The sequence below is a fragment of the Acinetobacter sp. YH12205 genome (assembly GCF_013418125.1).
GTDB classification, from domain to species: Bacteria; Pseudomonadota; Gammaproteobacteria; order Pseudomonadales; family Moraxellaceae; genus Acinetobacter; species Acinetobacter towneri.
Genome location: NZ_VPCQ01000022.1, coordinates 1 through 7,817, shown reverse-complemented (window position 1 = coordinate 7,817; position 7,817 = coordinate 1). Strand labels below are relative to the sequence as shown.

7 protein-coding genes and 3 pseudogenes are annotated in these 7,817 nt (G+C 39.9%); 2 read left to right on the top strand and 8 right to left on the bottom strand.

Annotation, left to right across the window (positions count from 1 at the left end):
* Positions 1–116, top strand: a pseudogene (locus FTU92_RS13880) (transposase); the annotation flags it as partial.
* Here FTU92_RS13880 and FTU92_RS13875 read toward each other — a convergent pair.
* A pseudogene (locus FTU92_RS13875) lies at positions 114–1,391 on the bottom strand (N-6 DNA methylase); the annotation flags it as partial. The pseudogenes FTU92_RS13880 and FTU92_RS13875 sit on opposite strands and share 3 nt — an antisense overlap.
* 194 nt (positions 1,392–1,585) lie before the next feature.
* Here FTU92_RS13875 and FTU92_RS13870 point away from each other — a divergent pair.
* Positions 1,586–2,587, top strand: a complete 1,002-nt coding sequence (locus FTU92_RS13870; protein WP_180096442.1) for a hypothetical protein — start codon at positions 1,586–1,588, stop codon at positions 2,585–2,587.
* A 19-nt stretch (positions 2,588–2,606) separates the two neighbouring features.
* On the opposite strand, the gene FTU92_RS13865 is transcribed toward FTU92_RS13870, so the two are convergent.
* The 7 genes and pseudogenes from FTU92_RS13865 to FTU92_RS13835 form a co-directional block, all read right to left on the bottom strand.
* Complete coding sequence (locus FTU92_RS13865; RefSeq protein WP_257218846.1) at positions 2,607–2,798, bottom strand: AlpA family transcriptional regulator; 192 nt, start codon at positions 2,796–2,798, stop codon at positions 2,607–2,609.
* Positions 2,799–2,916: 118 nt separating this feature from the next.
* On the bottom strand, positions 2,917–3,801 hold the full coding sequence (locus FTU92_RS13860; protein WP_180061140.1) for a hydrolase or metal-binding protein: 885 nt from the start codon (positions 3,799–3,801) through the stop codon (positions 2,917–2,919).
* 195 nt (positions 3,802–3,996) lie between these two features.
* A complete protein-coding gene (locus tag FTU92_RS13855; RefSeq protein ID WP_180096441.1) occupies positions 3,997–5,055 on the bottom strand; it encodes a YqaJ viral recombinase family protein in 1,059 nt (352 codons plus the stop codon).
* A gap of 186 nt (positions 5,056–5,241) precedes the next feature.
* Positions 5,242–6,276, bottom strand: coding sequence for a DUF932 domain-containing protein (locus tag FTU92_RS13850; RefSeq protein WP_180061142.1), 1,035 nt, complete (start codon positions 6,274–6,276; stop codon positions 5,242–5,244).
* A 22-nt stretch (positions 6,277–6,298) separates the two neighbouring features.
* Positions 6,299–6,577 (bottom strand): hypothetical protein, encoded by a 279-nt coding sequence (locus FTU92_RS13845; RefSeq protein ID WP_180061143.1) that lies wholly within the window; start codon positions 6,575–6,577, stop codon positions 6,299–6,301.
* Between the two features lie 104 nt (positions 6,578–6,681).
* The gene (locus FTU92_RS13840; protein ID WP_180096440.1) at positions 6,682–7,551 is read right to left on the bottom strand and encodes an inovirus-type Gp2 protein; all 870 of its coding nucleotides are present in this window, start codon (positions 7,549–7,551) and stop codon (positions 6,682–6,684) included.
* Between the two features lie 150 nt (positions 7,552–7,701).
* Positions 7,702–7,817, bottom strand: a pseudogene (locus FTU92_RS13835) (transposase); the annotation flags it as partial.

The window sequence follows — 7,817 nt, the reverse complement described above, 5'->3', positions numbered from 1 at the left end:
GGAAGCAGATGAAATATTATTGGCGAGATTTTCAAGTCATGACAGCTGATAAAATAGAGCAATGGGTGGAGAGAGTATCAAACCAATTCGGAAAAGAATACATGTTTACTTTTTAATGACAGCTTATAGAACAAGTTGTTTGGCAACTGAATGATGGCATTGAGTAAATCATTTTCGATGATATAACGACGAATGTTGGATTCACCGCCACCTGCATCACCTGTAAATAAACTCGAACCATTATGGACAGAGGCAATACGGCTACCAATACCATTTTGCTCAGGCGAGCTCATCTTACTGACCATTTCCATGAGGAATAAAAGCTGACCATCGCTCGAACGTGGCGTTGCATCTTCTTCTTTCAGTTCACCCCAATAGTTTTTAAGCTCGACTCTAAAACGTGGGTCGATGATTTTTTTATCTTCGACAATGTATTTTTGATCTGATGCCCAGCTTTTACCATACGGAGGATTTGACAACATAAAGTCAAAACGTTTTGAGGCAAACTCATCACTTGCCAAGGTCGAGCCCACACGTATGTTTTCAGGGTTATTGCCCTTAATCATCATGTCTGATTTACAGATCGCATAGGTTTCATCGTTAATTTCTTTACCGTAGAGGAAGATGTCACGATCTTCATCGCTATAACGCTCTTCAATAAAGTTTTGCGCTTCGGTGAGCATACCGCCACTACCGCACGCTGGGTCATACACAGACAAGGCATACGGAATACGGTCTTTGATTGGGTCAAAGACTAAGTGCGTCATCAGGTCAATTACTTCACGTGGGGTAAAGTGTTCACCTGCCTCTTCGTTATTTTCTTCGTTAAATTTACGAATCAGCTCTTCAAAGACATAACCCATACCAAGGTTAGACAAACCACCGAGCTTATAGCCGTTCGGATCTTGCGTTTCAAATGGGCTAAGGTTGATGTATGGCGATACAAATTTTTCTAATACGTCGAGTAAAACATCTTTGTTTGCCATGTGGCGGATTTGAGCAAATAAATTAAAGCAATCGATAATTTCTTTAACGTTATCGCTGAAGCCACGTAAGTAGTCTTCAAAGTTTGCCAATAGAATTTGCTGATTATTAGTCGCTGTTTCAAATAGGCTTTTGAGCGTCCATTGCGAGGTGTTGTAAAACACATAGCCTGAAATATGACGTAATGGTAAATCATCTAGTTCAACAAAATCAGGCTCTGCTTGTTGGTCTTGGACTTCGGCTAAAATTTCGGCTTTTGTTGGTTCAAGCAAAGTGTCTAAACGACGCAATACCACCATTGGTAAAATGATGTCACGGTACTTACCACGTACATAAACGTCACGTAGGCAGTCGTCCGCAATTGACCAGATAAAAGAAACCAATTTGTTGTGAACTGAATGATCCATGTTTAGACCTAAAACTATCATTATATATGGAGCCAATTTAACACTATTTTCAAATAGTTGGGCAGTGTGTATATTGGCTTATTTAGGCTTATACGCCAAATTATGTCGCGAAATTCGGTCTAATAAATCTATTCATGCACTTAGGCTGTTTTGCGTAAAATTTAATTCTACTTTAATAAATAACAGGTTCTCATATGGCAGATTTTGATTGGATAACTGAAGACTTAGGGCGCATCAAAAATGAGCTTCGATTAGCTCGTAATACAGCAAACTGCCGAAAAATTTATGATTGTATGAACATTTCTCCTGAGTTAATGGATACTACTGATCTAACACTCGCTTTCAGACGTGCTTTTGGAGTCTTCTTAGACCCATCTATTATAAGTATGAAATTTAATATCAATACAGAAACAATGTATATATTGAGAGATTGTATACATAAAGACATTATTGAATATGAGCACACTTTCGAACTAGAAACATATAACTTGAATATTATTAAAAATATAAATTTAGATTCTGATAAAAAATATAGAACTCTTAATACACTTCTGCAAATCAATATCAATCATATTATCGATATTATTACTTTAATAAATAATACGTCTGAATTATCATTTTCTAACCATTATTATAAAATAGAAGAAAAGCTTTATAGCCTCACTCCCGAATTTATTTTATTTATAGAAGTTTTTGGAAATAATTATAAATCCTATGAGTGGTACTTCACACAATTCGAAGCAGCTAACCAAAAAGAAAATTTTAATAGAATTACAAATGACTTTAAACTTATAGCCACAGACTATGAAAACGAAATTAAGAATCAAATTATTGAAATATCTATAGAAAGTTTTAAAAATTCACACTACTGTCAAAATAACAAAGAAATAAATTTAAAGAATGATTGGGAGTATGTAGGCTACTTAGCTTCAATAAAGGGAATTGAAGTCGCTGTATCTGATGCTGAAAACAAAGTATTGGAATCTTTTCAGAACCTAAAAGAATCTCAAAAGCTTTTACTTCACTATTATATTTACCAAAGTAAATATGATGGTTTATCTATAGATAATATTCCTGCAGATATTAAAAAATATACTGATCTAGACCTATGCACGTATTTAGGAATTATAGCTAAAGATATTTGTAAAAAAGCATATATCGAATATTCTAATCAAAATGCTTCACAGGAAAAATAAGGGAGCAAAAGCTCCCCTTCTATCCACGGCTCGCCAACTTACTTTCAATCCATTGATGGATTTCATAAGCTGACCAACCGATACGGTTTTGGGTGATTTTTACTTTCTTTGGAAAAGTAGGATCGTAGTAAGGTGAGTTCTCATCCATCATTTCATAGATGGTTGAACGTCCAACGCCAACTAGCTCTACGACCTGCTTGATACTAATCAGCTAGTTCATTTGGAATGTTTGTCCTACAAATGTACTCATGTTGTTTACTCCGATCTCATGATTTCGAGCAACTCGCTCATGAGATACGGCAATCCCGTAAGGTTTTACCCTGTCCGATTCAATTCAACGCAGTCACTGAGCCTTTTAAACCCTGTTGAATATTAAAAGATTCATTTTGAACAACTGACTGCTGTTGCTCCTCTGCCTGATAAAACTCCTCCACCACATCTAATCCCTCCTCTAGATCCATTTCAAACTTCGCATTGGCAAAGCCCTGTCGTGCCATTTGATCTAGTGCCTCTTGATTGAATCCTGCCTGCTTACTTTGCTGATCAATCTCACGTGCTGTGTGAATCGCAGACTGTAAAACCACACCCTCTCTTAATGTTAAATCCACGTAATACACAGGCTGGCGATAACTTTGCGTTGTACTCTTTCCTCGCAATGTAAGTTGCAGTGGTAAGCATGAAAGCAAACCATTCGATGCTGCATGGTAGTAGCTCAATCGTGCAGCCAAGGTCCGAATGCTGTTAAAGCCTGTGGTTCTAAACATGAATGTGCCAAATTCATCCGACTCATCTAAGTTCACATGCAAACGTCCGTATGGCTTGCAATTCCCACCTTGTGCTAATGAACACAAATCAGGTGAAGGACATGGATGCTGTTCTACACCTTGATTGGTTAAACGCTGACAAGTTTGACCATCACCCACACAGACAGGTCGCCCAGTCTGACGATCAAATAAGGTGTATTCTGCACGTAAGTTCAGATCAGGATCATTAAAGATCATGCGAACAGGGATTGAACGGAGCTTTTGATTAGGCGTATTCGCTCGAAGCTGATCATCTAATGGATGTTTGATCCAGCCTTCTTTGCTTTGAATCTGGGAAGTAATTGTGAATTGATCATCTTTTTCAGGCAATCGCTTACCATTCTTTTCGATCATACGACCGATACTGATACGCCCCAGAATTGGTGGAGTAATTGCTAAACCTTTAATCATGTTGATATTCCTTAATGTATTACCTTACAAATTTGGGTCTATGTATGTAGGTCAGAACAAGGACCAAAGAAGTGACCCAAAGCATGTAGAGCCAGATAAAGTGCTACAGAGATCGCGACCGATTTGCTCTCTACCGAAGGGTAGAGAGCGGGGAGCGATTTTTGTGAATTTTTGATTGGGTGCTGTAGATAGGACTTAGTAGGTATAGATGTTGAATCGGCGACTGCCCTGCTTTTCAAGTGGATAAAGCTCGATGAGTTCAGGCTGGTGCTGAAGCAATGCCTTGGTGTTGAGGCTGATGGAATCCTTAGCTTTCTTCCAGACTACTGAGCCATGTGCAAAGACAGCCCTTTCTTTGTCTTGCATCATCATCTGAATTTCATGTTTAAGCTGGTCAAAGCGTTCCTGCTGATACTGAATCTCTTCTTTAAGTTTGATCAGCTTATCGAACATAAGGTTGGCTGTTTCATTCTGCGATAGGTCTTCAACGGTCAGCGGCACATGCACTGGATACAACTGCTGAATGGCTTTGGCTGCCGATTCACTTGCATCCACTGAAGGTGGTGTATCCTTTTCCACGCATTCCCAGAAATAACGTTCTGCATTGATGATGTGCTGAATCACAGATTCAGAACGAGTGACTTTAAAGATTTTGGTCTCATGTCCACAGAGCAATACACAGACGTGAGCTGCCTGTTTTCCTGTCACTGCGAGTTGGTGCTGTACCTGACACAAGACATAAAGGGGTACGCCATCACGCCAAAGCTTAGCCCCATGCTCCCCTGCTGTTTTACATTCAAGGATCTGTACTTCATCACTTCCTACAACGGAGTAATCCAAGTTTGCCAACATGAAATGCTTATCAGGATCAGGGTGCTGTAACACAGCATTGACTCGACGTACCTTATTGTTGGTGTGCATGCTGTAATACTCAGCGACTAAAGGTTCAAGTTGCTTGCCCCAATACAACGGTGCAACACCTGAGCTTTCATCTTCAATGGATTGTGTTTGACGACCTGTTTTGATCAGCCAAAGCTCTAGCATCGACATATATGGATTTAAGCCACACGCCGTAGCTGCATCACTACTACCAATGCCTTGTTTACGCACTTCAAGCCAATCTTGATAGGCCATATCTTTGGTGCTGACTAAACGTTTTGCCGATGTAACTCGCTTGCTGGTTACTAGTGGATTAATGACTGTTTGCGCATTGACATGCGCAGGCTGATTTGAAATCGGTGCGATTTGGTTCATGGTTCTATCCTTATAAATTTCAGTTTGTGTAAAAACTAAGCGCGTAAAAAAGCCATACCCGACACAAGGTCGGGTATGGCGATATGCATGCTGATTCATATTGTTGATTGTGAGTTGAAAGTAGAGAGTTACGTGTGTGCTGTACTCAGCGATTGTTGGGACTTGCGGGGTTAGGATTACATGAGCTTAGGCTATCAAGCACAGAGCTTGTTCCAATCCACGTTGTTTAAGAGCTGCGCCTGCACCAAACCATGCTGAATCGAGACGATGATCTGTACTCATGGCACGACGTTCATGATCGACGAATTCCGTGATTGAACAGAGTAAGCCATAAGCCGTGTCCTTCGCAGATGAAAGATCTGCCCCTCGTCCCTGACCATTAAACATATCTAAAGCCTTGCTCATGGCTCTTCCATTTGGCTCAGCCTTGTTTTGCTGTGGTGGGTTGCTTGCCACCTGACGATAGAACTGAATGATGTTCTCTTCAGGATCAGAAATTGACATGGTGCTATTGTTGAACACGGCATCAAAGTAAGCTTTTGCTTCCTGCTGACTCACTTTACGCTGTGTGAGCTGTTTCATTTCATACATGTGTTCATCCCATGTACGCACTGAAATACCCAATTGTTGTTTCACTTTCTCCGCATCAAACTTGGTGCTATGCGGTACTTTGACTACACCAGCACTAGCCGTTGCTCCCTTCAAAGCAATCGCAAGCGTGTTGTTACAGACGACACGGATACTGGTGAACTGAGCTGTAGTCGCCAGTGTACCGTCACAAGCTGATGCCAAAAGGACATAGCCATTACTGACATCCTTACCTTTCAATGCAGTGCTTTGACCTGTACGAGCTAAAGCCCAGAACTTCTTGCCACCTTTCAGCACACCTGCTGTTTCTAGCTCAAATCCTGATTGTTCAGTCAGATCACGATAGAACTCCAAAATCTCTTTTGGTTGGACTTCCTGATAACGCTGACTGACCACAGATAACGGTGCCTGAGTATCTGAGCGATACAAAACACGTTGTTCCTCAAACGGCATGATGATGTTCTGACCACGTTCATTCTGAGCCATGTAACTGACATCAGATGACTCGATACGCCAATCCATCCCGGCTTGCTGTGCCCAAACTTCCAGTGGCTGATTTGGACTGAGTTGATTCCCTAAGCCATGCCAAGGGGTTTCACCAACATAGGCGATTTGTTCAATTTGATGTGCCATTGATTCGTTCTCCTATGCTGACTTAACGAAAGTTCTGCTGACATTGATTGCAATGATAGTAGGTCATGGTGACAGGCTTTTTCGGCTCATCAAACACGCTACTGAATAGGCCACCAATGACTGCACCTGCAATACCACCAATGAATGGAGATACAGGCAGTGGCAAACCCTTTGAAATGGATGCACCGATGGTGGCAAACGATGCAGATGCGGCTAGACCTGTAGAATCAGAACCATTCACTTGTTGATTCACCACTTGGATGACTTGATCAGATAGGCAGGAAGGACAAATTAAACTCATAATATACATCTCCAGAAATGACAAAGGCTTACCGATTGGCAAGCCTTGCAAAGTTAAAAAACTCGTTTTCATCTAGATGATGTATATCTGAGATTTTTTTCAAATCATTGGAATGTCCGCATTTTTGGACTGAGCTTCACTCTTAAATGTTGGGCTTCTTTCTCAGGGTTTACTAGATAAGCACCTGCATTACGAAGGTTACGAACTTCCACTGGATTATCCCGATGTATTCTACCGATACCAAGAATACCAAGCTCTCTATACTTGGCTATTTGCTCTGGATCATGACAGTTGAAATAACAACCCTCATCATTAGTAATCTGCTTCCACAACTTCCCGACCTTATCCGCTATAGCCCATCCTTTTTGACGTTGATGCCCATTAAAGATCAATAGTAGATGACAATGATAGCCTTTGGTTTCACCCTGCTCTAAAGCCCATGCAAAATCTACTAATTCATGAAACGGATCTTTACGCTTAGATATCACTTTACGCAATTCCTCTAAATCTTGGTAGAACATTTGGATATCGATAATATCGTGACTGCTCTGTAAATATGCAATATCCACTCTCACTACTTCTGACTTTGAATATCGACTAAGAGCTCTATCTAATTTTCTCGATAAAGATTCAAGATTACGTTTTTCGTTCTCACGATGCCTACGGAGATCTTTCAGCTGTCTACTCTCATACGCCTTAAAGTAATCTTGATAGTAATCAAATGATTCACATTTCAACTCTTCAACGACTTCATCAAAATCTAGATCATAAATATCATACTCATCTAACCAATCACACCATGCATTGATATAACCAAAGTACTGAGAGCCTGAACGATAAATATCATCAAACTGTATTAGTAGTTCAGCAAACTCCTCATAGAAATCTAACGGTTGATTCTCTGCCCTAATCCAAAGCTCAGTTACGACTTCTAGCTGGATTGTTAATTTAGTTTCATTAATTGGTTTACTCATGTTTAATACTCAATATGGAAATAGCTCCATATGACATGGGTAAACTGTATAAATATAAATTCTAGCTAGATTGCACTTTAATCTATATGCTTGTGATTACTAAGATTATTAATCTCTATATGATATATATTTAATAATATTAAGCTGTCATTAAAAAGTAAACATGTATTCTTTTCCGAATTGGTTTGATACTCTCTCCACCCATTGCTCTATTTTATCAGCTGTCATGACTTGAAAATCTCGCCAATAATATTTCATCTGCTTCC